Raw genomic sequence first — 22,758 nt, 5'->3', positions numbered from 1 at the left:
TCACGTACTTCGTGATGGCGTCAAGCTTGGAGGAAGGAGAGAGGCGGGACGGATGGGGGCGGGCTGCCGCCCCCATCCCGGCGGCTCACCGGAGGGTGACCGCGTCTCACGCCCTGTCATTTTCACGCTACGAACAATCCCAGAATTCAAATTCGTAATCGTAGCAGTTTGGTGAGAAAGCGGCAGAAATCACGACCTTGGTCCGTAGTGCATGCTCGTCGCAGGATTCGACGCTTTCTTCCGGCATGAGGGCTTTGGAGTCGTAGAGGCTGTAATCGCCAGCCCAATCATGAAGCGAATAGTGCTCGATATGCAGCAGGTGGTGCTCGCGGTGCGATGAAAGACACGAGTTGTGCTTGTAACGTAGCTTGTATCCATTGACGAATCTGGCGGATTCACGACCCTCGCGGAATGCCTGCTCGACCTCGATTGTGTTTTCCGGACCTTCGGCTGAATCCACACCCGCTTCGTCTGCAGGGGCGCAGCCTTGGACCCCCATGAGGGTCGTGATCGCAACGGCGGCGAGAGTGGTGGATCGGTACATGGATCTTCGTCCTTCCTGCCTCGGGCCAATCGTCGATTGTGCCCACGACGCACACGTCCGTGACAGAGCAGGCGCAATGCCATGCGGCCATGACCACGCTCGACCCCCCCGCATGCGGGGGCGTGCAAGTGGCGGAAAGGAAGGACGCGCGTGAATCCGACGGGGAGGGAGTGGGGGGCCTTCGCCCCCCACCTGGGGAGACTATCGCACCGTCACCGCGAGCTTGTAATCGAAGACCGCGATGGGGTTGCCCGGCATCGCCGAGAACGGCGAGGCCTGCACGAGCAGGTAGTACGTGCCGCCCGCGAGGTTCTTTGCGAACGCGTGCGGCGCCGTCGCGCCGAGGCCGTCGATCGCCGAGCAATAACCACGGCCGCCGTCGTCGTCCGCGCCGAGCTCCACGCCCGCCGCGTCGTACAGCGTCAGGTAGCTATCGATGGGATCCGCCCCGTTCGCGCACGACTCCGCCGCCGTTCCCTCGATGATCTCGGCCCGCAGCGACTTGCCCGCCGGGACCGTGATCTCGAAGTAATCGTCATCGTCGTAGGACATGTGCAAGGCCGTGACGACCGTGTCCCAGCCCGCCGTCGGGTGGGCGTCGGCCACCAGGTTGTTCGGCTCGTTCTCCGGGCCGCTCTCCGTGAGCACCTTCGCCCGCAGCATGTACGAGGCGATGGTCCCGTCGTTGTTCGCCTCCTCGACGCCGACGTAATACGTGCCCGCGGCGAGGTTCATCGTCAGCGCCGAGCAAGAGCCCTCGCCGCTCACGTTGTCCGTTTCGAGGAGCTGCCCGGTCGAATCGAGCAGGCGCAGCGTGGACGTGAAGCCGCAGCCGATGCCCGTGGCGTTCAGCGTCTCGAGCACGAGCACCGCGTCCGACGCGAGGTCGAAGCGGAAGAGGTCGACGTCGCCCGCCGCGGCGATCGAGCCCGTCACGTTGGCGCTGCCCGTGAGCGTCACGCCGGCGGCGTCCGCCTCGGCCGTCGTGTTGTTCGGCTCGACCTCGGCGCCCGTCTCCAGCGCGCACACGTCGCTGCAGCCGTCGCCCGCGCTCGTGTTGCCGTCGTCGCAGGTCTCCGCGCCGTCGAGGAAGCCATCGCCGCAGACCGGGATGCGATCGCAGGTCGCCTCGCAGCCGGCGCCGCCGTCGCACTCCTCGCTGCCCTCGACCACGCCGTTGCCGCAGACGGCTTCGACGGCGATCTCGAGCAGATAGCCGGGGATGACGGTGTTGTTCTCGTAGTCCTCGACCTTGACGAAGTACGTGCCCGGGGCGAGGTGCCGCGCGCCCGCGTGCGTCTTGCCCGAGATGCGCGAGCAGATGTTGACGCCGCCGTCGTCCGCTTGCGCGAGCTCGGTCGTGCCGTCCGTGCCGTACAGCGTGATCACCGTGTCCAGCGGCAGCGCGCAGGTCCCGGGGCCGTTCGCGTCGTGCGTCTGGAGGCGGACGTCCGAGGTCGCGCTCAGCGTGAAGCTGTAGAAGTCGAGGTCGCTGCCCGGCGTGATCGCGCCGCTCACGATCGTGTACGGCGTGAAGGGGCCGCCCGCCGTCGCGCTCGTGTCGTTCGGCTCCGTCTCCGGCGTCGATTCCTTCGTGCACGTAGCATCGCAGCCGTCGCCCGGCGTCGTGTTGCCGTCGTCGCAGGTCTCGGGCGCGTCGATCTTGCCGTCGCCGCAGACCGCGTTGCGATCGCACGTCATCGAGCAGCCCGCGCCGCCGTCGCACTCCTCGGCACCCTCGACCTTGCCGTTGCCGCAGGTCGCGTCGAGCGTGATTTGCAGGCGATAGCCGGGGATCTCCGTGTTGTTGAGGAAGTCCTCGACGGAGACGTAATACGTGCCCGCCGGCAGGTGCCGGGCCGCGCCGTCGCCGGGCTTCTTCGCGTCGATCTTGCCGCAAGCGCCGAGGCCGCCGAGGTCACGCTCGAGCAGGAGCGTGGTGCCGTCGGTGCCGTAGAGGCGGAGCAACGTGTCGACGCCGACGCACGAGCCGGGGCCGTTCGCGTCGAACGACTCGACCGTGAGGTCGCTCGTCTGGTCGAGCTTGATCGCGTAGTAGTCGACGTCCGTGGCCGGGCTGATCGCGCCCTGGTAGAGCGCCGGCGGAGCGAAGCCACCCGAGGCCTGCGCGCTCGTCTCGTTCGGCTCCGTCTCCATGAGGATCGACGTCTCGCAGGTCGCGCTGCACGTGTCGCCGTCCATCGTGTTGCCGTCGTCGCACGTCTCGGGCGCGTCGACGTTGCCGTCGCCGCAGACCGGGATGCGATCGCAGGTGAAATCGCAGCCCGCGCCGCCGTCGCACTCCTCGGTGCCCTCGACCTTGCCGTCGCCGCAGACCGCGTCGTACGTCACGACGAGCTTGTAGCTCGGGATTGCTTTGTCGTTTCCGGCCTCCTCGACCTTCACGTAGTAGATGCCCGCCGCGAGGTGCCTGAGCGCCGCGTTCGTCGTGCCGTCGAGGCGCGAGCACGCGTTCGTGCCGCCATCGTCGTCGGAGCCGATCACCGTGGTGCCGTCGGGCGCGTAGAGCGTGACGAGCGTGTCGATGTTCAAGCAGCTCGACGGGCCGGAGCCGTCGTACGTCTCGATGTGCAGGTCGACCGTCTTGGGCACGACGATCTCGTACCAATCGGCGTCGCTACCGGGGTTGATCGAGCCGCTCACGAGGACGGGCGCCGTGTACGGGCCGTTCGCCGTGGCGGACCCGTTGTTCGGCTCGGTCTCCGAGAACGTGTCGACGACGCAGGTCGAGCTGCAGCCGTCGAGGTCCTTCGTGTTGCCGTCGTCGCACTGCTCCGTGCCGGCTTTGATGCCGTCGCCGCAGGTCGTCGCGCAGACGCTCGGCGCGCCCGTGCACGTGTAGCCGAGCTCCGGGGCGCAGGCGTCGCAGCCGTCGCCGGCCGTCGTGTTGCCGTCGTCGCAGGCCTCGGCGCCCGCGGGGATGCCGTCGCCGCAGGTCGTCGTGCACACGCTGGGCTCGCCGGTGCACATGAAGCCTGCTTCCTGCGCGCACGTGGCGTCGCAGCCGTCGCCAGCCGTCGTGTTGCCGTCGTCGCAGGCCTCGGCGCCGGTGATCGCGCCGTCGCCGCACACGTCCATCGAGCCGCCCGCGCCGCCCTGGCCGCCCGCGCCGCCCATGCCGCCTTGGCCGCCCATGCCGCCTTGGCCGCCCATGCCGCCTTGGCCGCCTTGGCCGCCTTGGCCGCCTTGGCCGCCTTGGCCGCCTTGGCCGCCTTGGCCGCCTTCGCCCCCCACGCCGCCCTGGCCGCCTACGCCGCCCTGGCCGCCTTGGCCTCCGGTGCCACCGGACCCGCCTTGTCCTTGCGGAATATCACTCCGATCGACCGCTGCGATCAGCTCGCAGCCCATGGATCCGAACGATCCCAGGCCGATCACGAGCGCCATACCAACGTGCCTCGTTAGCCTCGTCATGCGCGATTCTTCGCTCCCAATGGTTAGCGATGTCTCGCCCGACGCCTGCGCCGAGACGCGTACCCGAGGGCCTCTGCAAGCGAAGAGCGGGCATACCTCAATGAATCGACGGGCCGGCGTCAAGGAATAGGTGCCGCGCGCCTTCGATGAGGGATCTCCAGGGTGAAGGTGGCACCTTCCCCCGGTCGATTGTCCACGATCACCCGCCCGCCGTGCGCCTCCGCCACGCTCTTCACGATCGCGAGCCCGAGCCCCGTGCCGTCGCGATCCGCGTCGGTCGTGAAGAACCTGTCGAAGATGCGCGGCAAGATCGCGGGCGGCACGCCCGGACCTCGATCTTTCACGGCGATACGAATCACGGCCTCGGGCGGACCCCCCTCGACGCGGATCCGCACCGGCTCTCCCGGCGGCGAGAATCGAACGGCGTTGTCGAGCAAGTTGCCGAGCGCCGTCTCGACGTCCACGGGCCGGCAGAACACATCTCGTTCGCTCGCCAAGTATTCGAGGATCACCGGCTGATCCGGCGCCGAAGCGCGCTCCTTCGCCGCGAGCGCGAGCGCCGAAAGGTCACACACGCGCATCGGCTCGGCCGAGGCCTCGATGCGCGAAAGCTGGAGCAGGCGCGAGACCAGTCGATCGAGCCGCTCGACGTCGAGCTCGATGTTCCGCAAGAAACGAACGCGCGCCTCCGGATCGTCGTGCGCGCCTTCGCCGAGCAGCTCCGCCGCGCCGCGGATCGAGGTGAGCGGCGACTTGAACTCGTGCGCCACGTCCGCGGCGAACTCCGAGATGTACCGCATGCGCGCGTCGAGCCGCTCCTTCATCGACGCGAACGACTCGCCGAGCTCGCGGATCTCGCCGCCGCCGCCGATGGGCACGACCACGTCCCGCTCGCCCGCCGCGATGCGCTTGGCCGCGCGCGAGAGCCGTCCGAGGGGCCGCGAGATGCTCCACGCGAGCACGAGCGTCACGAGGCCCGTGCCGAGGAGCGCGACCGCGAGCACACGCCCGAGGCCCGAGCGGATGCGGTAGAGCTCGAAGAGGACGGGTTGCGTCGATCGCGCCACGTACACCACGCCCGTCACCACGCCGCCCGTGCGGATGGGCTCCGCGAGGAAGAGGATCACGCCCGGGTCGCGGTCGCGTACGCGCGTGCGTGTCGCCTTCGTGCCCGCGAGCGCCGAGCGCACCTCGAAGCGTTCCGCGAGCAAGGGCCACTTCTCCGCCGCGCGCATGTCGAGCGCCCACCGCACATCCCGCGCGCGCGGCAGCCGGAGCGGCGGCGGCGGCTCCGGCCCCTCGGGCGGCCCGTCCGCGTGCGAGTCGGCCACCACCTCGCCGGCCTTGTCCACGAGCCGGATCCGCGTCCGCGTCCGCTTGGCCGCCGTCGCGAGGATCTTCTCGTGCTCCGGATCCCCGAGCGCGCGGCCCGCGCCGAGGTTGTGCTCGACGAGCGAGCGCACGAGGATCGCCTGGTTCGACATGTCGCGTTCGAGCGCGTCGAGCAGCTCTCGCTCGTGGATCCGCGCGAATTCGAGCCCGATCGCGGGGACGAACAGCACGAGCAGGTTCACGACGAGCAGCCGCACGCGGATGCGGCCGAGCAGGACGAGCAGCCTACGCACCGGCGACCTTGTACCCGACGCCGTGCACCGTCGCGATCGGGTCCTCGCCGCCCGCGGCGCGGAACTTCGCGCGGATCCTGCGGACGTGCGTGTCGATCGTGCGCTCGGTGATGAGGTTGTCGTAGCGGTACGCGCGCGTCATGAGCTGGCTGCGCGAGAGCACGATGCCAGGTCGTTCGAGCAGCGCGCCGAGCAAGCCGAGCTCCGTCGCCGTGAGCGTCACGGGCGCGCCGTCGAGCCGCGCCTCGTGCCGCTCCACGTCGACCTCGATCCGCCCGTGCGTGAGTACCTTGCGCGCGGCCTCGCCCGGCGCTTCGAGCCTGCGGAAGAGGGCTTTTACGCGCGCCACGAGCTCGCGCACGGAAAACGGCTTCGTGAGGTAGTCGTCGCCGCCGAGGTCGAGGCCGAGCACACGATCGATCTCGTCGCTGCGCGCGGACAGGAAGAGGATCGGCACGCGGCTCTCGGTGCGGATGTGGCGGCACGCGGAGAGGCCGTCGACCTCGGGGAGCATCACGTCGAGGATGACGAGGTCGATGCCGCCCTTCGCGACGGCCTCGATGGCCTCGCGGCCGTCGGTCACCACGGAGACCTCGTAGCCCTCTTTGCGAAGCGCGTACTGCAGGACCTCGCGGATGCGCGCCTCGTCGTCGACGACCAGGATGTGCTTGCTCACGTCTCGATCGGCTCCTCGGCGCGGAGGCTCTCTTCGGCTTCGAGGGCAGCGCCGAGGCCCTCGACCCGCGCCTGCACCTCCGAGACGATACCACCGATGTCCGCCGCGGAGGATCCGCTGAAGCGCGCCACCGTGACCTGCGTGCGCAGCGCCTCGGCGAGCGCGCAGAGCTCCTCCAGGGCGCGCGCGTCCCGGTCGCGCAGCGACGACAGACGGCGGACGTTGTCGAGGTCGAGCCGCGCCGTCGCGAGGGCCCGGCTCGATCCCGAGGCGTGCTCGAGCTCGCGCACGCGCGCCTCGGCCCGCCCGAGATCAAACGCGTCCTTGCGGAGGAGCGCTTCGAGCTCTGCGTGCCGCTCGACGCGCCGCTCGACCTCCGCCTCGATCCGCGCCGCGGCCTCCGCCGGCAGCACACTCGCGAGCGGCGTCCCCCGCGACGCCGCGACCGCCTCCGCGAGCGCGGCTTTCACCCTCGCGAGCGCACTGCCCGCCGCGCCCTTCGGCGCCTCCGCAGCGCGCTTCGCGGTCAGCGCGATCGGCGCCCAGAGCGGCCAGAGCGGCACGGCCAGCGCGGCCGACATCGCCGCGCGCGAGCCTCCCGCGGGCGACGATCGGTAGATCGCCACCGCGCAGCAAATACCCGCGACGAGGTAGAGCACCGACAGATCCCGCAGGCTCATTGCCCGCCCTCCTCCTCGAAATCCTCCTCGACCTCGCGTGACCGCGTGCTCCTGCCGCGCTCCCACGCGTCGGACTCCGCGGGCGCATCGATCCGATACGGCCGATCGCTGTAAATCGCGGCCGACGTCAGGCTCGTCAGCACGGCCTCTGCAAAACTGCCCTCGCGGTCTCGCAGGAACGGCACGTTGATCGCGCGCGGACGCACCAGGTACGGACGCAGGATCCACGCGGTTTGTCCGCCGACCGCGATGAACACGCTGATGAACGCAATCGCCGTCGTGATCCGCCCTTTCCCTTCGCCGAGCCCCCGCACGAGCAAGGACAGCGCGGCGAACCCGGCCACGCCGTACGCGCCCGACGCGACGATCGCCGCCGTGTGATAGCCCATGCCGAGATCGAGCATCAGCCAGAGCGCGGGCGCGAATGCGAGCAGCACGAGCGACGATCGACCCGCCGACGCGAGCGCGAGCGCCACGATCGATCGCATCGGCCAGGGCCTGCCGAGCACCGCGGCGAGCGCGTGGAACGCCGGCGCCGCGAGCGCGAGCGTCGCGAGCACGGCAAGCGGCACCTTCGCGGCTCCGTAGAGGATCTGCATGCCGCCGCGGAAGCTCCCGAGCACGCCACCGAATGCGGCCGCGCCGAGCGCGATCGAGGCGAGCGAGGTCGCGCCGATGGCGCGCACCTCCGGATCGTCGTCGCGACAAGAGCGGGCGATCTCTCCGGGCGCGCGGAGCAAACGGGCGAGGACGGTGGCGCTCATTGGCCACCTCCGAAGATCGGCAGCGTGCTCCACCAGACCCGCGCCGACAGCGCCGTCGCGAAGATCGCGAAGCCGGCGAGCGCGAACCCGCTCATCGTCCGCACGCCCGCAGGCGCGCGCCCGAGCGGCGTCCCGATCGCCCCGAGAAACGCGCGCAGCCCGAAGGCCCCCGCGAGGATCAAACCGAGCCCCGCGGAAAACGCGGCGCCGATGCGCGAGCTCGACGTCGTCACGAAGAGCGCCATCGCGGGCGCGAGCCCGCCGAGCACGAGGCCTGTCGTCGCCGCTCCGCGCGCCGCGGCTTTCACCGCGGCCGGAGGATCGACCGGCGCATCGAACAGGGTGAGTACGATGAACAGCGCGGGCACGCCGAGCCCTGCCACGGCGAGCGGCGCGAGCGGCACCGCGGCCGCGTGCTTCAAAATCGAAAGCCCGCCGTCCCGCGTCCCGATCGAGAGTCCATACAGCGCCGACAGCGCGAGCGCCGTGGCGAACCTCCGCGCATCGTCGCGCAGCGCGCCCGCGGCGCCTTCCGGCCCGTCGCCGAGCAGCGATTTCGCGAATGACGGCGCGCCCTCGTCTGCGGGCATCTCCGGGGCGGCGTGGGACGAGGGCGGCGGGGGCGTGGTCCCTTGGGGTTCGGGCGGGGCGTCGCCCGCGAGGGCATCGACGTACGAGGCGTGGGCTTCCATCTTTCCTCCGGTGTGGCGGCCACGGGCCGCGCCAGACCTCCTTTCCGTATCGCGCCGGTTTGGCGCACCTCTGCCGTCGCCGCGGAGGAGTCGTGGAATGAATTCGACGAAATTGTGGCAGGGTGGATCACCGATGATCCACCTCTCGACCGCCGTTCCGTTGTCTCGTCTTCGGTTTCGCTGCTAGAAGGGGGGCCATGCACGTTCTCGTCATCGGCGGGACGCGGTTCGTCGGGCCGCTCCTCGTGCACCGCCTCCTCGCGGCGGGGCACCAGGTCACCTTGTTCAATCGCGGGACCCTGCCGGATCCCTTCGGCGCGCGGATCGAGCGGCTGCAGGGCGATCGAACGACAGCCGATCTGGCCCGGCTCATGCAAAACCGCACCTTCGACGCGGCCGTCGACTTCGCCGCCTATCGCTGGGAGGACACGCGCGGCGCGGTGGATGCGCTCGGCGGCCGCGTGGGGCACTACGTTTTCATCAGCACGGGCCAGGTCTACCTCGTGCGCGACGGCGCCCCGCGGCCTTCGCGGGAAATCGATTATGCCGGCCCGGTCATGCCCCGCCCCACGGACGAGGACGAGCTTGCGAACTGGGAATACGGCATGGGCAAACGCGACTGCGAGGACGCGCTCGTCGAAGCCTTCCAGAAATCGCGCTTCCCCTCCACGCGTGTTCGTATCCCCATCGTGAACGGCGAGCGCGACCATTATCGCCGCCTCGACCGTTATCTTCTCCGCCTCGTCGACGGCGGTCCGGTCATCGTCCCGGATGGCGGGACGCACCCGGTTCGTCACGTCTATGCGGGCGAGGTCGCGCGGTTCCTCGTGGAAATCCTCGGTCGCCAGCAAACATTTGGCGAAGCGTACAACGTCTGCCAGCGGGAGACGCCGTCCCTCGTGGAGCTTCTCGGGATCCTGCAAGGAATGCTCGGATCCCGGGCGAAGCTCGCACCCGTCCCGTCCGCGGACGTCATCGCCGCGGGGCTCAACCTCCGCGACGTCTCGCCGTTCAGCAGCAAATGGATGTCGATGCTCGATCCCTCGAAAGCCGAGGCCGAGCTCGGCTTCCGCCACGAGCCGCTCACCACCTCCCTCGGCAAGATCGTCGCGAGCTTCCTCGCGTACGGTTATGCGACGCCGCCGGACGGCTATGACCAGCGCGCGAAGGAGATCGAGCTCGCCGAACGCTGGCTCAAGGAGCGGGAGACCCTGCGCCCCGCGCCTTCGATGAACTTCGAGTAGCCCGCTTCCACGGGAGACGCAGCATCTGCGCCCGCCACGCAAGAGGCGCACGTCCCGAACCGCAGGCTCGGCCATCACCCCACGAAACCAGGCATTCGTGGGGATGGCATGGCCCTTGCCAAGATCATCGTTCCAAAGGCACCCGCACCTGGAGAGCGATGATGCAACGTACGATGAGGGCCGCGGTCGTTCGAGCGTTTGGACAGCCCCTTTCCATCGAAGAGGTCCCCGTCCCCGTGCCGAGCGCGGGCGAGGTCCTCGTCCGTGTCGTGGCGAGCGGGGTTTGTCATACCGATCTCCACGCGGCAAACGGCGATTGGCCGGTCAAACCCGCCTTGCCCTTCATCCCCGGCCACGAGGGCGTCGGTTACGTCGCCGCGCTCGGCGCCGGCGTCACCACGCTGAAGGAGGGCGACCGCGTCGGCGTCCCCTGGCTGCACAACGCGTGCGGCGCCTGCGACCCTTGCATCACCGGCTGGGAGACGCTCTGCCCGTCGCAGCAAAACACGGGGTATTCGGTCAACGGCGGGCATGCCGAATACGTCGTCGCGCCTGCGGCGTACGTGGGACGGATTCCGGACGCGCTCGGCTTCGTCGACGCCGCGCCGATCCTCTGCGCCGGCGTGACCAGCTACAAGGGCCTCAAGGAAACGGAGGCGCGCCCGGGGCAATGGGTCGTCGTCTCGGGCATTGGCGGCCTCGGGCATCTCGCGATTCCTTATGCGAAGGCGATGGGCCTGCGCGTCGTGGCCGTGGACGTGGGCGCTGACAAACTCGATCTGGCCCGCGAACTCGGCGCGGAGATCGCCATTGACGCGCTGCACGTCGACCCGGCGGCCGAGGTCCAAAAGCAGATCGGGGGCGCGCATGGGGCGCTCGTCACCGCGGTCTCGCCGGGCGCCTTCCGTCAGGCCCTCGGGACCCTTCGTTCCGGCGGGACGTGCGTGCTCGTCGGCCTGCCGCCCGGCGATTTCCCCACGCCGATCTTCGACGTCGTGCTCAAGCGCCTCACGCTGCGCGGATCGATCGTGGGCACGCGCATGGACCTGAAGGAAGCGCTGGAGATCGCCGCGCACGACAAGATCCGGCCCACCACCGAGGTGCAGCCGCTCGAGGCGATCAACAGCGTGTTCGCGCGCATGGCGGAAGGGACGATCCACGGCCGCGTGGTGCTCGCCCTTCGCGAGGAGGAAAAGGGGCCAGGCTGAACGTCTCCGTGCATCCGTGATGCCTCAGCGCGTCTTCGCGGTCGCGAGGGTGGCGCGACAGAAGACCACATTCTCGCCGTGCTTCGAGGGCGGGCAAAACCGCGTTTTGGGCGGCTCGCCCGCGGGGCTCGTGGCCGCCTCCTCCCCGCGCTCGCGACGCTGGGCCGGCGGCGCTGGATCGAGACGATTGCCGCGGTCGACCTTCACGTGGTCCCATTTCCCTCCCGTGCCGCCGCCGATTCCGCCGAACCAGCTCGACGGGGTGATCCCCGGAGTGTCCGCGTAGGGATCGTACATATCCGCCGGCAGATTGTCTCCGAACAGATCCGTTTTGACTGCCTCGGCGCGCTCCCCGGCGGACGCTGCGGGCGCAGCATCCTCCCGCACCGCCTCCATCGTGCCCTCGTCGCAAGGCCCGCTCACCTTGCGCTCGCCGCCTCGCTCCTCCGTTACCGTCTCCCCCGGCGCCGCGGTCACGAGCAGCATGCGCGTCTGCGGGACGTGCTCCTCGATCCGCGTCTCGGTGTACGAATTCCTCGGCCCGAAGAACGCCGCGCCGCCGAGCAGCAGCACGTGCGCGGCCAAGGAAAAGCCGTGGCAGAGCACGGGGACGAACGGCTTCACGGGGGGGAGGGGCGGCGGGGTGTCCATGCGTGGGCCTCGGGCGAGCGGCTCGATCGTGGACACCGCCGCGCGCGCCAGGTTCCCGCATTCTTGCGGCCCCCCCACGATCCAGGCATCCTGCAAGCCTTCCCCATGCGCGTGTCCCTCTTCGTCACAGTCGTCGCCGTGCCCGCCCTGCTCCTCGCCTGCGGCGCCCGCTCCGATCCCGCGGAGTTCGATCTCGGGAGCGGCGGCGGCGGCGGCACGGGCGGCGGCACGGGCGCCACGGGCGGCGGGCCTCCCGTCTGCACCGTGGAGCTCTGCAACGGCGTCGACGACGATTGCGACGGTCAGATCGACGAGGACAGCCAGAACGCGGGCGCCGATTGCATCACGGATCTGCCCGGCATCTGCAAGGACGGCACCGTCGTCTGCACCGGAGGCGCCCTCGCGTGCGCCTCGGACGTGGCCCCGCAACCCGAGATTTGCGGCAACGGCATCGACGAGGATTGCAATGGCATCATCGACGACGCCTGCGCCAAGCTGAACGGCTGCAGCGACGGCACGCGCGAGGGGTTCGTCGACGAGCAACAATTTCCGCAAATCGCGGGCTGCTCCGGCGGATGGGACCGCCCAGGCGTGATCTATACGTTCGACCCGGAGTGCAACCGCATCGCCGGGAACACGAGCGCGAACCCGGCCGGCAAGGGCTGCCGCGCGGAAGATCTCTGCGCGCCGGGCTTCCACGTCTGCAAGGGGGCGGACGACGCCGCCGCCCACGCGCCCGGGGGCTGCGCCGGCGTGGGCCTCGAACCGAACCTCTTCTTTGCGACACGGCAGGGCTCGACCGGCTGCGCGATATGCGCCCTCGGCACCGAGACCGATCCGAACATCTGCACGGCCGCAAGTTGCGTCGCGGACTGCGCGCCGAGCGACGTCACGGCGAACGACCTCTTCGGCTGCGGCACACTCGGCATTCCCAACGACGGCAACTGCGGGGTGCTCACCATGACCTCGGGCAACGTGTGCAGCGCGATCGGCGGTCCGTGGTGGTGCGGCGGACCCAATGACGGGTACGACGAGGCGCACGCCGTCGTCAAGCTCGGCCCCGAGGGCGGCGGCGTGCTCTGCTGCGCGGATTGAGCAGGGCGGGGGGCCTTGACGTCCGCCCGCCGCCCGCGTTTCATGGGCATCATGCCGTCGGGTGGGCCGAGGCTCTGCGTGCTCCACATCTCGGACCTGCATTTCTGCGCGCCCGAGGCGCGTGGACACTACTGGAACACCGAGGCCACCGAGCTCGCCGTCGCGCCCCACAACCGCCGCGGGCTCCTCGGCAGCCTGCTCTACGACCTGCGCAACGAAGGCCTCACGCCCGACCTCGTCGTCGTCTCGGGCGATCTCCTCGACCGCGGCAGCGAGACCGGCATCGAGCCCGTCGTCACGTTCCTGAAGACCCTCGCCGAGGGCCTCGGCCTCCCTGCCGCGCGAATCGTGATCGCCCCGGGAAACCACGACGTCCTGCGCGGCGGTGATCCCGCGGACCGTTACGCCCTGTACGATCGCATCCGCGGCGCCCTCTATGGCGATACGCGCCCGCCCTTCGCGGCAGGCACGCCGCCGCACAAGCGCGTCGATCACCACGTCTTCGAGGACCTCGACGTCGAGGTCGTCGCGTTCAACTCCTGCGAGGAGCTCGAAGCGAGCGCGCAGAAGGAGCACGGGTCCGTGGGCATTGGCCAGCGCGACCATGCGGACGGGCTCCTTCGGCGCACGCGGAGCAAGGGCCACTTTCGGATCGCGGTCGTCCATCACCACCTGGAGAGCCCCGCGGGCGTGGGACGCACCGATTACAGCGTCATGACCGACGCGGGCGGCATGCGGCGCTGGCTTGCGCGTGAGCGATTCCAGCTCGCGCTCCACGGCCACCAGCACGTCGATTGGCACGACGTACGCGAGCTCGACGGCTGGTTCCTCGCCATCGCCGCCTGCGCGAGCGCGGGCGTCGCCGAGTATGGCCGCAAGGAATGGGCGCTCCCCATTGCTTACCAGATCCTCGTCGTCGAGGGCCCGACCCGCGGGCGCCGCATTCGCCGTGAATACGACCCGCAAACCATGGAATGGGCCGACGCGGGCCGCGGCGAGGACACCCAGGCCCTTCGGTTCGGCCCTGCGGATGCGGCCGTCTCCTCGGGCGCGCGGCCCGAGCCCTTGCCGAAGACACCTCCGCCCGAGGAGCCCTCGCCGCCGAGCCTCACCCGCAAGGGCCGCATCGCCGTCAAGATCCAGCACCTCGAACGCGCGATCGACTCGCACCGCACCACGCTCCGCGTGCAGCTCGTGAGCGTCGGCGCCGCCGTCGTCCTCGGCATGGCCCTCGCGGCCTACCTCTACCGCACGCTGCCCCCGGTCCTCTCCGTATCGGGCGGCTTCGCGCTCCTCTTCGCGGGCTCGATCGGATTGCCGATGCGGCTCGCGTCGTATCGCGAGGCGATCGACAGGCTCCATTTTTTGAAAGACGGCTATCAGCGTTGCGCGTCGCACCGCGACGACGAGCTCGTGCGGGTGCTCGACGAGCGATTCCACCGGCTCATTTGAAGGGCGAGCCATGACCATGGATGAAAAAGAAAGGTTGGAAGCAGAGCTCTCGGCGCTCGAGGAGCGCGCGCGCTCGCAGCGTCAGAGGAGCATGCTCGTGACGCTCGTCCCGGTCCTCCTGACGGCGCTCATCGTCGTTTACTTCGCAATCGACATTTCTCGGAAGAACGTGGAGATCTACGACACGCGGAGGGCCAAGGACGAGCTCGATCAGAGGCTCAACGAGGGGCAGGCCAAGCTCGACGCGGTCGAGAAATCGCGGAAGAAGCTCGAAGACGAGACACGCCGCCTCGAGGATCGGAAAAAGGACCTCGAAGCATACCTGCGCAGCCAGCGGACAGCAGCGCCCCCCGCCACCGCCGGGGCGGCGGCAGGGGCGCCCCCCGCCGCCGAGGCCCCCGAGAGCGTCGTGCTGGCCGAAGAAGGCAAGGTCCCCGAGGGATTGCGCCCGACGCCGCGCGCGAAGGTCGTGCAGCGCCCGGACACGCACGGCGGCACGCTCTTCGACGTCCTGCTCTCGCTCGACGTCCCCGAAGCACAGAAGGACTCGATCAAGCGCGTGGTGTACGAGCTGAATCCGGTCTTCTACATCTCGAAGAGCGAGCTCATCGGGGGCGGCGCGCCCTCGTTCGAGGCCGCGGCCACGGTCAACACCTGCAAATCGACCGTCATTACCAAGATCGAGCTCAGCGACGGCTCTCGCATGGAGATCGACTACGACTGGTGCCGCGCCGACGGATGGCCTCAGAAACGACAAGACAAACAGGTCGTCCAGCCTGCCAGCCCGAAAGAGGTCATGAAAAACATCGAGCGCCTGAGCCCCTCGATCCCCAAGCCGCCCGTGGATATCGCGGACCAACCCCAAAGGCCTCCCCGGTAGATCCCGCCCGGCCGTTCTCCATCCTCTCCGCGTTTTCGATTCGGTCTCGTTTTTCCCGCCAGACGATCCGCGTGTCCACGTCGAAATCGTCCTGCCGAGCGTGAATCGTCCGCGCTGCGTCGCGTCGAAGAATCGCTGCCGACGTGATGGCTGCGTGGAGGTTCGAAATGAAGAAGTACGCGACGATCCTGGCTTTTTGCGCCCCTCTGCTCGGGCCTGTGATGGAGGCGCGAGCGGACGGCGGGATCGACGCGTCGCTCGATGCGTCGTTCTTCGGAAAGGTCCAGATGAGGACGCCTGCGCAGATGCAAGCGCAATGGCAGACGCCCGTCCAGATGCCGCCGCAAGTCCAGACGGCACCCCCGGCGGAGCGGCCTTACGGCCCTCGATCGATCCCGCGCCCGCAATATGGCCCCGCCCCCACCCCGCGGCGTTACGCGAACGTCTACCCCCGCTACACCGAGCTCCGCATCGCGCCGGCCTACGGCGGGATCGCCTGGATCTACGACGGCAACACCCTCATCGGCTCGATCGAGGGGCGCCCCGGCGTCATGTTCGTCCCCGAGGGGCGCGCCTACGGCGTCGTCATGACCCGCGGCGACCGGAGGGTTTGGCAGGGCCATGTCCAGGCCACGCCCGGCGTCGTGGCCCTCTCCCTCGACCGCCACGGCTCCCCGATCGTCGAGCGTGTCCCGCCGCCGCCCTCGCACAACGCGTATCCGCCGCCCGCGTTCGAGCTCGAACGGCCCCTCTCGGCCATCCAGTTCCGTACCACGATCGCCGACATGGAGGCCTTGCAAGACGAACGCAGCCGCCTCGCGTTCCTGGCCGAGGTCTTCGGGAATCGCGCCGTCACCGTCGGGCAAGCGCACGATCTGATCGCGCGCCTCGCATTCGATGATTCGCGCCTCAGGGCGCTCGAAATTCTCTCCCCCAACCTCATCGGCCGCGGCGATGCCTCGCGCCTGCTCGACGAATTCGTCACCTACGAGGCCCGCGTCCGCGCCGCCGCCATTCTCCGTATTCCTTGACTATCCACAACGCCCGCTCGACGTCCCGTCCGGCGGCACGCACGAGAGCCCGAGGGTCGCGCAATCGAGCGTGACCCTCGATCCAGCCACGCAGACCGAGATCGTCGTCCCATTGCATTCGTCGATCCCGGGATCGAGCGGCGAGCACGCCTCCCCGGACCGCGCGCACCGCGCGCCCCCGTCCTCCGCGATGCACGCGGCGCCCATCGCCGCGCAATCGAACTCCGAGGCGAGCGAGCCGTCGCAGACGCGCACCCGCGCCTCCTTTGGCGCGCATGACGTCGCGCCCGGCTCGTCGCACGGAAACACCCCGTCCTCGGTCGCGCATTGCGCGTCCGCGCCCTCGGCGCCTTCCGGGCAGGTGAGCCCCACCGTATTGCAATCCTTCGCGACCTTCAGGTTCGTCGCCGGATCACACCGCACGTAAACCCCCGACGTGCAGCGCGGCGGCGCCGCGGTCTCGGGCAGGCACCCGCTCAGCGCGCATCGCCCCTCGCTCCCGAGCCCGAGCCTGCACTCGCTTCCGGCGCCCCAGTGCGGCGTCACGCAACGCTCGGCGTACCGGCTCGTGCAATCGACGAGCATCCCCGCGGACGCGCACGCGTCGCCCGCCACGCCCACGCACCGCGTATCGTCCTCGCCCAGCGGCTCGACGAAGGCGCACGCGAGCGCCTCCTCGCATCCCCCGGCCTCGCTCACGCAGCCGAGCAGGCTCGCCTGCGCGGAGAGCCCGAATCGGCTCGGCGGAAGCGGGCCCGAAAGCCACCCGAGGCACGTCGAGAACCGCGTCGCGCTTGCAGGCACACCGATCGACCGCGCGATGGCCTCGGAGAGCCTCGGACAACGAAAGACCAGGCTACACGCCCGCGCGCCCTCCTCGATCGAGAGGTAACCGGGCAGCGCGTTCGCTTCCGGGGGCACCGTGAGCCCATCGAACACGGTACATCCGAGGAGCCCGAGGAGGAGCCAAGCGAAAAGTTTTCCACGCATCAACGGCGATTGTCGCCGATCTCCCCCGCCCGATACGGATTCGCGTGCAGATCCCATCGCGACGCGGGCGCCTTCGGCCGCGCCGAACCGGTCGCAGCGCCCGCCGCCGGCCTCGCCTCGGCCGAAGGCGCGGCCGCCGCCCCGCTCCCGCCCGGCGCCTCCGTGAGCGCCGTGTTCGTCGAGACAACCACGACCTCCCGCGCCCACGCCACGCGCGCCTCCACGCCCGCGTTCGCCCGCGTCGGGCTCGGCGCCGCCCGTCGCATCGCGGAAGCCGCGAGGAAACCGCCTCCCGCGAGTGCCGCCGCCGAAGCGAGCACCACGATCGCCCGCGACGACGATCGCCGCCGCGGCGCGTTCTCCATGGCCCCTTCGATCCTCGGTTGGTCCAGAAAAACCCGCACCGCCTCCCGCCGCCGTTCGATCTCCGCCGCTCCGAGCCGCGCGAGGATCGCCGCAACCTCGCGCGCGGGTGCCGGCGGGAGCGCGCGTTCGAGCGCCTCCGCGAACGCCGCGGCCGACGCGAAGCGCTCCTCGGGATCGCGGCAAAGCGCCGCTTCGAGCACCTCGTCGACCGCGGGCGAAAGGCCGAGCGCCGTCTCCGACAGCCGCGGAATCTCGTCCGCGAGCACGCCGATCAACACGTCCGCCTCGTCTCGCCCATCGAAGAGCCGCTCGCCCGTGATCGCCTCGTAGAGCACCACGCCTGCGGCGAACACGTCCGCGCGCCGATCGAGCTCGCGACGCCGGAGCTGCTCCGGCGCCATGTACGCGATCGTCCCCTTCATGATCCCGCTCTTCGTCTGCGTGATTCGCCGCGCCGCTTTGGCCACGCCGAAATCGATGAGCCGTGCTTGCCCATCCGTGCCGACGAGCACGTTTCGCGGGCTCACGTCGCGGTGCACGATCTCGAGTGGCTCGCCGCGCAGATCCTTCGCCTCGTGCGCCGCGTCGAGGCCGGCGAGCACGTCGAGCAGGATCCGGCTCGCCACCGCGGGCGGCAGCCGCTCGCCTCCGCGCCGGGCCGCGTCGAGCAGCGCGCCGAGCGAGAGCGACTCGACGTACGGCATCACCAGGCAAAGCTCGCCCGACGCGTCGACCACGTCCTCGACCGGCACCACGTTCGGATGCCGCATAGACGCCGCCACGCGCGCCTCGTCGGCCAGCATGTCCCTCAGGTTCGGCTCCTTCAGCAGATGCGGATGCACGCGCTTCAGCACGACGAGCCGCTCGAAGCCGACCTCGCCCGTCTTTCGCGCGAGGTACGTCGTCGCCATGCCGCCGGACGCGAGCTCGGCGATCCCCTCGTACGGACCGATCCGCTCGATCGATCGCGCCATTCAAAAACTCCCCGTGGCCCCGACGAACGCCGGGCCTCCGAGCACGGGCGGCGTGATCTTCAGTTCGACGCTTGGGGCTTCGGATCGCCTGACGGCGTCCTTCGCTCCAAACCCCACCTTCACATCCTTGCCGCGCTGGCCCGCGAGCCAGATCGATCCGAGTACGCCCGTGATCGCGCCGAGGCCGAGCGATACACCGATCAGCACGTTCGTGCGGAACTGTTTGTCCCGACCTTCGTCGAGTTTGTCCCAGGACGGCGCCGCGTCGAAATCCGATCGCGCGCTCAACGTATCGACCCCCGACCACACCATGAGCCCCGTGCTCACGAGCGTCGCGGCCCCGCTCGCGACGAGCGCCGGCACGAGCCAGGGTTTGCCTTCGCGCGGCGCCGTCGTGATCGTGGCCGGCGGGCGCGGCGCTTTCGCGATCGGACGCGGCGGCTCCTTCGGCGATTCCTTCGGCGCCGAACCGATATTCTCCGCGACGAGCGCCACGCTGCGCACGCCACCCGCTTCGAGCGCCTCCGTCCGCTGCACCGAGACCCCACGCACGCGACCTTTGATCACGTGCGTCCCGGGGTGCACGTACACGCTCGTCCCTTCGAGCGGCTGATCATCGACCCGCACCTCCTCGGCCTCGGGCGCGAACACCTCGATTCGCCCGAGCTTCGTCGCGAGCTCGGCGAGCGCCTTGCCTGCCGCGTCGCGATCCGGCGCGCGTTCCGGCGCCTCGCGCAGATACCGCGCGTATGCGTTCGCCGCGCGCGCGACCTCGCCGGCCTTGTCCCACGACCTCGCCGCGTTCCAGAGCGGCGCCGGGTGCGGGGCTTTTTGGTACGCCTCCTCGAAACGTTCGGCTGCTCTTGAAAAATCACCGGCTCGATACGCGCGTTCGCCCTCCTCGAATGCGCGCGTGGCGGCTGCGCGATCCTCCGTCGTGACCGCGCGCTCCTCGGCTTGCGCCGCCGCGATCCCCGCCTGTCCCGGCGCGACGACGAGCGCGAGCGTGGACACGACGAGGCCAGCACTTTTTCGAGAAACGAAGCGAGCGAGAAGGCGCATTCCGCGATAAGATACCACGCCTTCCGAGCGCGCCGAGACTCGCCCCGGCGCGGGGAGCAGGGGTATGACACATTCTGTCTTTCCCTCTCGAGCGACTCGTGTGTCCATCGCCTCCCTCCTCCTCGCGGCAGCCGCGTGTGGCCCTGCCGAGAGCGAGGACGAGAGCGTCGATGTCGAGCAGGCCCTCGACGCGCTCGACGTTTCGCAGCACGAAGCGGCGCTCGTCGTCGCCTCGATCGCGCGCCTCGATCCGAAGAGCGCCTATCCCGACCTCGCCGCGGTGAAAGCGGCGGCGACGGCGGGCCTCGTCTTCCGCCCCACGGATTGCGTCACGGCGACGCGCAAAGACAACACGGTGAAGTACCTGCTCTCGGGTTGCATCGGCCCGTTCAAGACGGCGAATCTCGACGGCACGTTCGACGTCGTGTTCTCGGTCGGCGCGAGTGGTCTGCACGCGCTCGCGTCCGCGCGGGATCTGCACGCTTCGCGGGCGATCCTCGACATCGATTCCGAGGGGTTTTACTCGCTCGACGCCGACGGCGAGACGCGGCGGCTCGTGGTCGAGGCGAGTGGCGAGGGCGTGGGCCCGCGCGGGCATCGAATCGAGCGCGCAGGCTCTTACACGGTCACCTGGAATGCCACGGAGAAATGCGTCACGTTCGACGGTGATTGGGAGACCATCGTCGGCGCGCGGGCTTTCCATACCGTGGTGAGCGGCCTGGCACGCTGCGCCGGCGAATGCCCCGCGGCCGGCGGCGAGATCGTCCACGAGAAGAAGGCTCTCGACATCCACATCCGCATCACGTTCGACGGCAGCGCCCGTGCGACCTGGTCGAGCTCGCGTGGCCAAAGCGGCACGATTCCGCTATTCTGCGGCGCGGGATCATGAACGAACAAGCGTCGTGGGGTTCGGGGCGAAGGGCGCCGTCAGGCGACCCGGAGCCCCGAGCGTCGAACAGGCGCGGAGGAGGACATCGATGAGCGACGCGGCAGAAGAGGGCGACGTTTCGCTCGTCGAGCGGGTCCTCGCGGGGGATCGGAGCGCGGCGGATACGCTCGTGAAGGCGCACCAACCCGGGATCCTGCGCCTCGTTCGCCGCTACGTCCGGCGCCCCGAGGACGCCGAGGACGTCGCGCAGCGGGCGTTCCTCAATGCGTTCGAAAAACTCGCTGACTTTCGCCGTGAATCGAGCTTCCGCACCTGGCTGTATCGGATCGCGGTCCACGTCGCGCTGAACCACGTCCGCGGCTCCTCGCGGGAAGGCCCGCTCGCCGACATGGACGATCTGCCCGCATTCACGAACTCCCTCGAAACGAGCCGGCTCGTCGCCGCCGAGGTCTGGGGCCGCGTCGCGCAACGGCTCGAAGAGCTCCCGCCGAAGCAGCGCCTCACCGTGGAGCTACGCCTCTTCCACGAGCTCAGCTTCCGCGAGATCGCGGTCCTCGCCGATTGCAGCGAGGACAGCGCGAAGGTGAACTTTCACCACGGCATCAAGCGTCTGCGCGGGCTGATTCCGGATCCGAACGGCTGAGCACACGAGCTTTTCGCCCCCGTTTCCATGCGGCGATCCCCGCGCCGAGCGCGCCGATCGCTGCGAAAAGGGCGAGGGCCCGCGGGATCGTCGGGACCAACCGTTCGTCCTTCTTTACCCATGAGGGAGCGGCATACGACGCGCAAATCCCCGCCACGTCATCCGGATCGAGTGCGCGCCTCGGCGCATGCCCCGGCTTGAGCCCCGCGCGCATCACGGCCGAGGTTTGCCCGCTGTGCGCGAGCCCCGCCGCGTGCCCGAGCTCGTGGAGCAGCACCGTCTCCAGATCGAGCGCATCCGCCGGAACATTCTCCGCGTCGCTCCACCGTCGCGTCGCGTCGAGCTCGATCACCACGCGCTGGATGTTCCCGGTGAACTTGTCACTCTCGACATCCGTATGTGCTCCAATCGCCGGGCCGTGACGCCACCCCGAAAGCACGGCCCGCACCTCGATCGGCGCATCCTCCCCCGCGTTCGCTTCGACAAACGAGAACCCGCTCGCCCCGCAAACCACGCGCGACCACGTCGCCATGGCCCGGAGCATCGCCCCCCGGCCCCCGTCGGACAAACCCGGCACGGGTGTGGCAAGACGCACCCGTGCCGGAAGCGAAGTCAAATGAAGGCGCGCGCCGTACTCGGATCGCCCGTGCTCGTAGCCCCAGGCTTCCGGCGTGAACGAAAGGGCCACGAACATCGCGAGGGATACCCGGACAAACACGAGCACGGCGCGCGCCCACATCATGCCGTCACTGGCCGATCGCGTCGGCCGCGTCCGCCTCGGCGACGTCGATGTCCATCGCGCCCGATTCCTCGAGCAGCGCATCGAGCTCCGGGTCCGTATCCTGCCCGTCCGCGCTCACGTTGCCCTGATCCGGCGGCGCTTCCTCCGCGAAACCGGCGCACATTGCGAGGTCGCCCTCGTCGGGGTTCATCGCGTTGTTGTTCGGGTTGTCATCCTTGTACGCCGTGCGGAGGCCGTCCTTGTCCCAGCACTCGTGCGCCGTGCCGAGCAGCTTCGGGTTCGGCCCGAGCGAGGCCACGGCCGCCGCGGCGCGCCCGCCTTCGCCGCCCTTCCACAGGATCCTGAGGCCGATCGCCTCCTGGCCCGGCAGATCCGCGCTCACGTCGCCCACGCCCACGGCCCGGAACCGGCCGCCCACGCCCACGAGCCGCACGAGGTCCGCGCCGTAATTGACCTTTTGCATCTGCGGGTCGTCCCGACGAACCACGTTCACGTAGGCGATACGCCGGCCGCGCTTGTCGCCCTTGTGATTCGCGAACCAGAAATGGACCGACCCGTCCGCGCCCGGGGCATTGTAGAGATCACTCACGTTCGTCAGGTTCACGTGGAACCGACCGCCGCCCGTCTTCGGGCCCTTCTTCACGAAGATGCCCGTGAGCAGCGGCTTCTTCGCGCCGTCCGTGGCCTTGCCCTGCACCAGGTACCGCAGCCGATCCTGCGTCATGCGCACGGCGGAGAACGTAATCTCCACGCCCTGGATCGTCTTCACCCATTGCGCATACGCCCGGCCGTCCGCCGTTACGCCCTTCCTGGCCGGCTCGCCCTGGGCCGCTTCCTTGATGAAGCTCATCACCGCGGCGACGTCGCTGCGCGCCTTGTCGCCCTGCTTCTTGCCCTCGGCGAGCAACGTCGCGGGATCGCCGATCACCTCCGCGGCCGCGGCCGCGTCCGGGTCCTGCGCGAGGAGATCACCGAGGTCGACGATCTCCTCGTCGACGATCGGATCGGTCGAGTTCACGGGCTCGGGCTCGGGATTGCCGCCGCAGCCGGCGAGCGCGAGGGCCGAAGAAAAGACGAGGCTCGAGAGCGTGTAACGAAGCCATTTCATGCCGAGATCT

Annotated in this window: 21 protein-coding genes; 8 read left to right on the top strand and 13 right to left on the bottom strand. The window is 69.6% G+C overall.

All coding sequences use genetic code 11. The features are described from left to right. Positions 1 to 127: 127 nt before the first annotated feature. The 7 genes from KEG38_RS19325 to KEG38_RS19295 form a co-directional block, all read right to left on the bottom strand. Complete coding sequence (locus KEG38_RS19325; RefSeq protein ID WP_272421182.1) at positions 128 to 544, bottom strand: hypothetical protein; 417 nt, start codon at positions 542 to 544, stop codon at positions 128 to 130. A 201-nt stretch (positions 545 to 745) separates the two neighbouring features. Continuing rightward, entirely contained in the window at positions 746 to 3,976 is a 3,231-nt protein-coding gene (locus KEG38_RS19320; RefSeq protein ID WP_272421181.1) for a DVUA0089 family protein, read from the bottom strand. 119 nt (positions 3,977 to 4,095) lie between these two features. Further along, positions 4,096 to 5,601 carry an ATP-binding protein gene (locus tag KEG38_RS19315; protein WP_272421180.1) on the bottom strand — a complete coding sequence of 502 codons (1,506 nt, stop codon included), beginning with the start codon at positions 5,599 to 5,601 and terminating at the stop codon, positions 4,096 to 4,098. Next, complete coding sequence (locus tag KEG38_RS19310; RefSeq protein ID WP_272421179.1) at positions 5,594 to 6,277, bottom strand: response regulator transcription factor; 684 nt, start codon at positions 6,275 to 6,277, stop codon at positions 5,594 to 5,596. Before KEG38_RS19310 ends, KEG38_RS19315 begins: the two co-directional genes overlap by 8 nt. Next, positions 6,274 to 6,957 (bottom strand): hypothetical protein, encoded by a 684-nt coding sequence (locus tag KEG38_RS19305; protein ID WP_272421178.1) that lies wholly within the window; start codon positions 6,955 to 6,957, stop codon positions 6,274 to 6,276. Before KEG38_RS19305 ends, KEG38_RS19310 begins: the two co-directional genes overlap by 4 nt. Next, positions 6,954 to 7,721 (bottom strand): hypothetical protein, encoded by a 768-nt coding sequence (locus tag KEG38_RS19300; protein WP_272421177.1) that lies wholly within the window; start codon positions 7,719 to 7,721, stop codon positions 6,954 to 6,956. The genes KEG38_RS19305 and KEG38_RS19300 overlap by 4 nt, the downstream gene beginning before the upstream one ends. Then, positions 7,718 to 8,413 (bottom strand): hypothetical protein, encoded by a 696-nt coding sequence (locus KEG38_RS19295; RefSeq protein WP_272421176.1) that lies wholly within the window; start codon positions 8,411 to 8,413, stop codon positions 7,718 to 7,720. Before KEG38_RS19295 ends, KEG38_RS19300 begins: the two co-directional genes overlap by 4 nt. A 197-nt stretch (positions 8,414 to 8,610) precedes the next feature. Here KEG38_RS19295 and KEG38_RS19290 point away from each other — a divergent pair, with 197 nt between their 5' ends. Further along, positions 8,611 to 9,657, top strand: a complete 1,047-nt coding sequence (locus KEG38_RS19290) for an NAD-dependent epimerase/dehydratase family protein (RefSeq protein WP_272421175.1) — start codon at positions 8,611 to 8,613, stop codon at positions 9,655 to 9,657. A gap of 161 nt (positions 9,658 to 9,818) precedes the next feature. After that, on the top strand, positions 9,819 to 10,865 hold the full coding sequence (gene adhP / locus KEG38_RS19285; RefSeq protein ID WP_272421174.1) for an alcohol dehydrogenase AdhP: 1,047 nt from the start codon (positions 9,819 to 9,821) through the stop codon (positions 10,863 to 10,865). A gap of 24 nt (positions 10,866 to 10,889) precedes the next feature. Here the strand turns inward: adhP and KEG38_RS19280 are convergent, their stop codons facing one another. Further along, positions 10,890 to 11,489 (bottom strand): hypothetical protein, encoded by a 600-nt coding sequence (locus KEG38_RS19280; RefSeq protein ID WP_272421173.1) that lies wholly within the window; start codon positions 11,487 to 11,489, stop codon positions 10,890 to 10,892. Positions 11,490 to 11,621: 132 nt separating this feature from the next. On the opposite strand from KEG38_RS19280, the gene KEG38_RS19275 reads away from it, so the two are divergent. The 4 genes from KEG38_RS19275 (at position 11,622) to KEG38_RS19260 (ending at position 15,974) form a co-directional block, all read left to right on the top strand. Further along, complete coding sequence (locus tag KEG38_RS19275) at positions 11,622 to 12,611, top strand: MopE-related protein (RefSeq protein WP_272421172.1); 990 nt, start codon at positions 11,622 to 11,624, stop codon at positions 12,609 to 12,611. Between the two features lie 15 nt (positions 12,612 to 12,626). Further along, positions 12,627 to 14,063 (top strand): metallophosphoesterase family protein, encoded by a 1,437-nt coding sequence (locus KEG38_RS19270; RefSeq protein WP_272421171.1) that lies wholly within the window; start codon positions 12,627 to 12,629, stop codon positions 14,061 to 14,063. Positions 14,064 to 14,073: 10 nt separating this feature from the next. Continuing rightward, on the top strand, positions 14,074 to 14,943 hold the full coding sequence (locus KEG38_RS19265; RefSeq protein ID WP_272421170.1) for a coiled-coil domain-containing protein: 870 nt from the start codon (positions 14,074 to 14,076) through the stop codon (positions 14,941 to 14,943). 167 nt (positions 14,944 to 15,110) lie between these two features. Next, positions 15,111 to 15,974, top strand: coding sequence for a DUF4476 domain-containing protein (locus KEG38_RS19260; RefSeq protein WP_272421169.1), 864 nt, complete (start codon positions 15,111 to 15,113; stop codon positions 15,972 to 15,974). Here KEG38_RS19260 and KEG38_RS19255 read toward each other — a convergent pair whose 3' ends face one another. The 3 genes from KEG38_RS19255 to KEG38_RS19245 are packed head-to-tail and all read right to left on the bottom strand — an operon-like array spanning position 15,975 to position 19,366. Further along, positions 15,975 to 16,964 carry a hypothetical protein gene (locus tag KEG38_RS19255; protein WP_272421168.1) on the bottom strand — a complete coding sequence of 330 codons (990 nt, stop codon included), beginning with the start codon at positions 16,962 to 16,964 and terminating at the stop codon, positions 15,975 to 15,977. Next, positions 16,964 to 18,304 carry a serine/threonine-protein kinase gene (locus KEG38_RS19250; RefSeq protein ID WP_272421167.1) on the bottom strand — a complete coding sequence of 447 codons (1,341 nt, stop codon included), beginning with the start codon at positions 18,302 to 18,304 and terminating at the stop codon, positions 16,964 to 16,966. Before KEG38_RS19250 ends, KEG38_RS19255 begins: the two co-directional genes overlap by 1 nt. Next, entirely contained in the window at positions 18,305 to 19,366 is a 1,062-nt protein-coding gene (locus KEG38_RS19245; protein WP_272421166.1) for a tetratricopeptide repeat protein, read from the bottom strand. It lies immediately after the preceding gene. 100 nt (positions 19,367 to 19,466) lie between these two features. Between KEG38_RS19245 and KEG38_RS19240 the strand changes: the two genes are divergently transcribed. Both KEG38_RS19240 and KEG38_RS19235 read left to right on the top strand, forming a co-directional pair. Further along, the gene (locus tag KEG38_RS19240) at positions 19,467 to 20,255 is read left to right on the top strand and encodes a hypothetical protein (protein WP_272421165.1); all 789 of its coding nucleotides are present in this window, start codon (positions 19,467 to 19,469) and stop codon (positions 20,253 to 20,255) included. A gap of 88 nt (positions 20,256 to 20,343) precedes the next feature. After that, positions 20,344 to 20,898, top strand: a complete 555-nt coding sequence (locus tag KEG38_RS19235) for an RNA polymerase sigma factor (RefSeq protein WP_272421164.1) — start codon at positions 20,344 to 20,346, stop codon at positions 20,896 to 20,898. Here the strand turns inward: KEG38_RS19235 and KEG38_RS19230 are convergent. Continuing rightward, a complete protein-coding gene (locus tag KEG38_RS19230; RefSeq protein ID WP_272421163.1) occupies positions 20,858 to 21,640 on the bottom strand; it encodes a matrixin family metalloprotease in 783 nt (260 codons plus the stop codon). The two genes, KEG38_RS19235 and KEG38_RS19230, sit on opposite strands and share 41 nt — an antisense overlap. A 4-nt stretch (positions 21,641 to 21,644) precedes the next feature. Then, positions 21,645 to 22,748: a hypothetical protein gene (locus tag KEG38_RS19225; protein WP_272421162.1), complete on the bottom strand. Its 1,104-nt coding sequence runs from the start codon at positions 22,746 to 22,748 to the stop codon at positions 21,645 to 21,647. Positions 22,749 to 22,758 lie beyond the last annotated feature (10 nt).

It is taken from the genome of Polyangium jinanense, assembly GCF_028435265.1.
Classification (GTDB): Bacteria; Myxococcota_A; Polyangia; order Polyangiales; family Polyangiaceae; genus Polyangium; species Polyangium jinanense.
The sequence above is the reverse complement of the archived record's forward strand: the minus strand, read 5'-3'. Positions and strand labels throughout refer to the sequence as shown.

What these genes read in the sequence shown, in the direction of transcription:
- KEG38_RS19250 (WP_272421167.1), bottom strand. Translation starts at nt 18,304, where the DNA reads ATGGCGCGATCGATCGAGCGGATCGGTCCGTACGAGGGGATCGCCGAG.
- KEG38_RS19225 (WP_272421162.1), bottom strand. Translation starts at nt 22,748, where the DNA reads ATGAAATGGCTTCGTTACACGCTCTCGAGCCTCGTCTTTTCTTCGGCC.
- adhP (WP_272421174.1), top strand. Translation starts at nt 9,819, where the DNA reads ATGCAACGTACGATGAGGGCCGCGGTCGTTCGAGCGTTTGGACAGCCC.
- KEG38_RS19235 (WP_272421164.1), top strand. Translation starts at nt 20,344, where the DNA reads ATGAGCGACGCGGCAGAAGAGGGCGACGTTTCGCTCGTCGAGCGGGTC.
- KEG38_RS19255 (WP_272421168.1), bottom strand. Translation starts at nt 16,964, where the DNA reads ATGCGTGGAAAACTTTTCGCTTGGCTCCTCCTCGGGCTCCTCGGATGT.
- KEG38_RS19245 (WP_272421166.1), bottom strand. Translation starts at nt 19,366, where the DNA reads ATGCGCCTTCTCGCTCGCTTCGTTTCTCGAAAAAGTGCTGGCCTCGTC.
- KEG38_RS19275 (WP_272421172.1), top strand. Translation starts at nt 11,622, where the DNA reads ATGCGCGTGTCCCTCTTCGTCACAGTCGTCGCCGTGCCCGCCCTGCTC.
- KEG38_RS19320 (WP_272421181.1), bottom strand. Translation starts at nt 3,976, where the DNA reads ATGACGAGGCTAACGAGGCACGTTGGTATGGCGCTCGTGATCGGCCTG.
- KEG38_RS19325 (WP_272421182.1), bottom strand. Translation starts at nt 544, where the DNA reads ATGTACCGATCCACCACTCTCGCCGCCGTTGCGATCACGACCCTCATG.
- KEG38_RS19260 (WP_272421169.1), top strand. Translation starts at nt 15,111, where the DNA reads ATGAAGAAGTACGCGACGATCCTGGCTTTTTGCGCCCCTCTGCTCGGG.
- KEG38_RS19265 (WP_272421170.1), top strand. Translation starts at nt 14,074, where the DNA reads ATGACCATGGATGAAAAAGAAAGGTTGGAAGCAGAGCTCTCGGCGCTC.
- KEG38_RS19230 (WP_272421163.1), bottom strand. Translation starts at nt 21,640, where the DNA reads ATGATGTGGGCGCGCGCCGTGCTCGTGTTTGTCCGGGTATCCCTCGCG.
- KEG38_RS19290 (WP_272421175.1), top strand. Translation starts at nt 8,611, where the DNA reads ATGCACGTTCTCGTCATCGGCGGGACGCGGTTCGTCGGGCCGCTCCTC.
- KEG38_RS19295 (WP_272421176.1), bottom strand. Translation starts at nt 8,413, where the DNA reads ATGGAAGCCCACGCCTCGTACGTCGATGCCCTCGCGGGCGACGCCCCG.
- KEG38_RS19300 (WP_272421177.1), bottom strand. Translation starts at nt 7,721, where the DNA reads ATGAGCGCCACCGTCCTCGCCCGTTTGCTCCGCGCGCCCGGAGAGATC.
- KEG38_RS19305 (WP_272421178.1), bottom strand. Translation starts at nt 6,957, where the DNA reads ATGAGCCTGCGGGATCTGTCGGTGCTCTACCTCGTCGCGGGTATTTGC.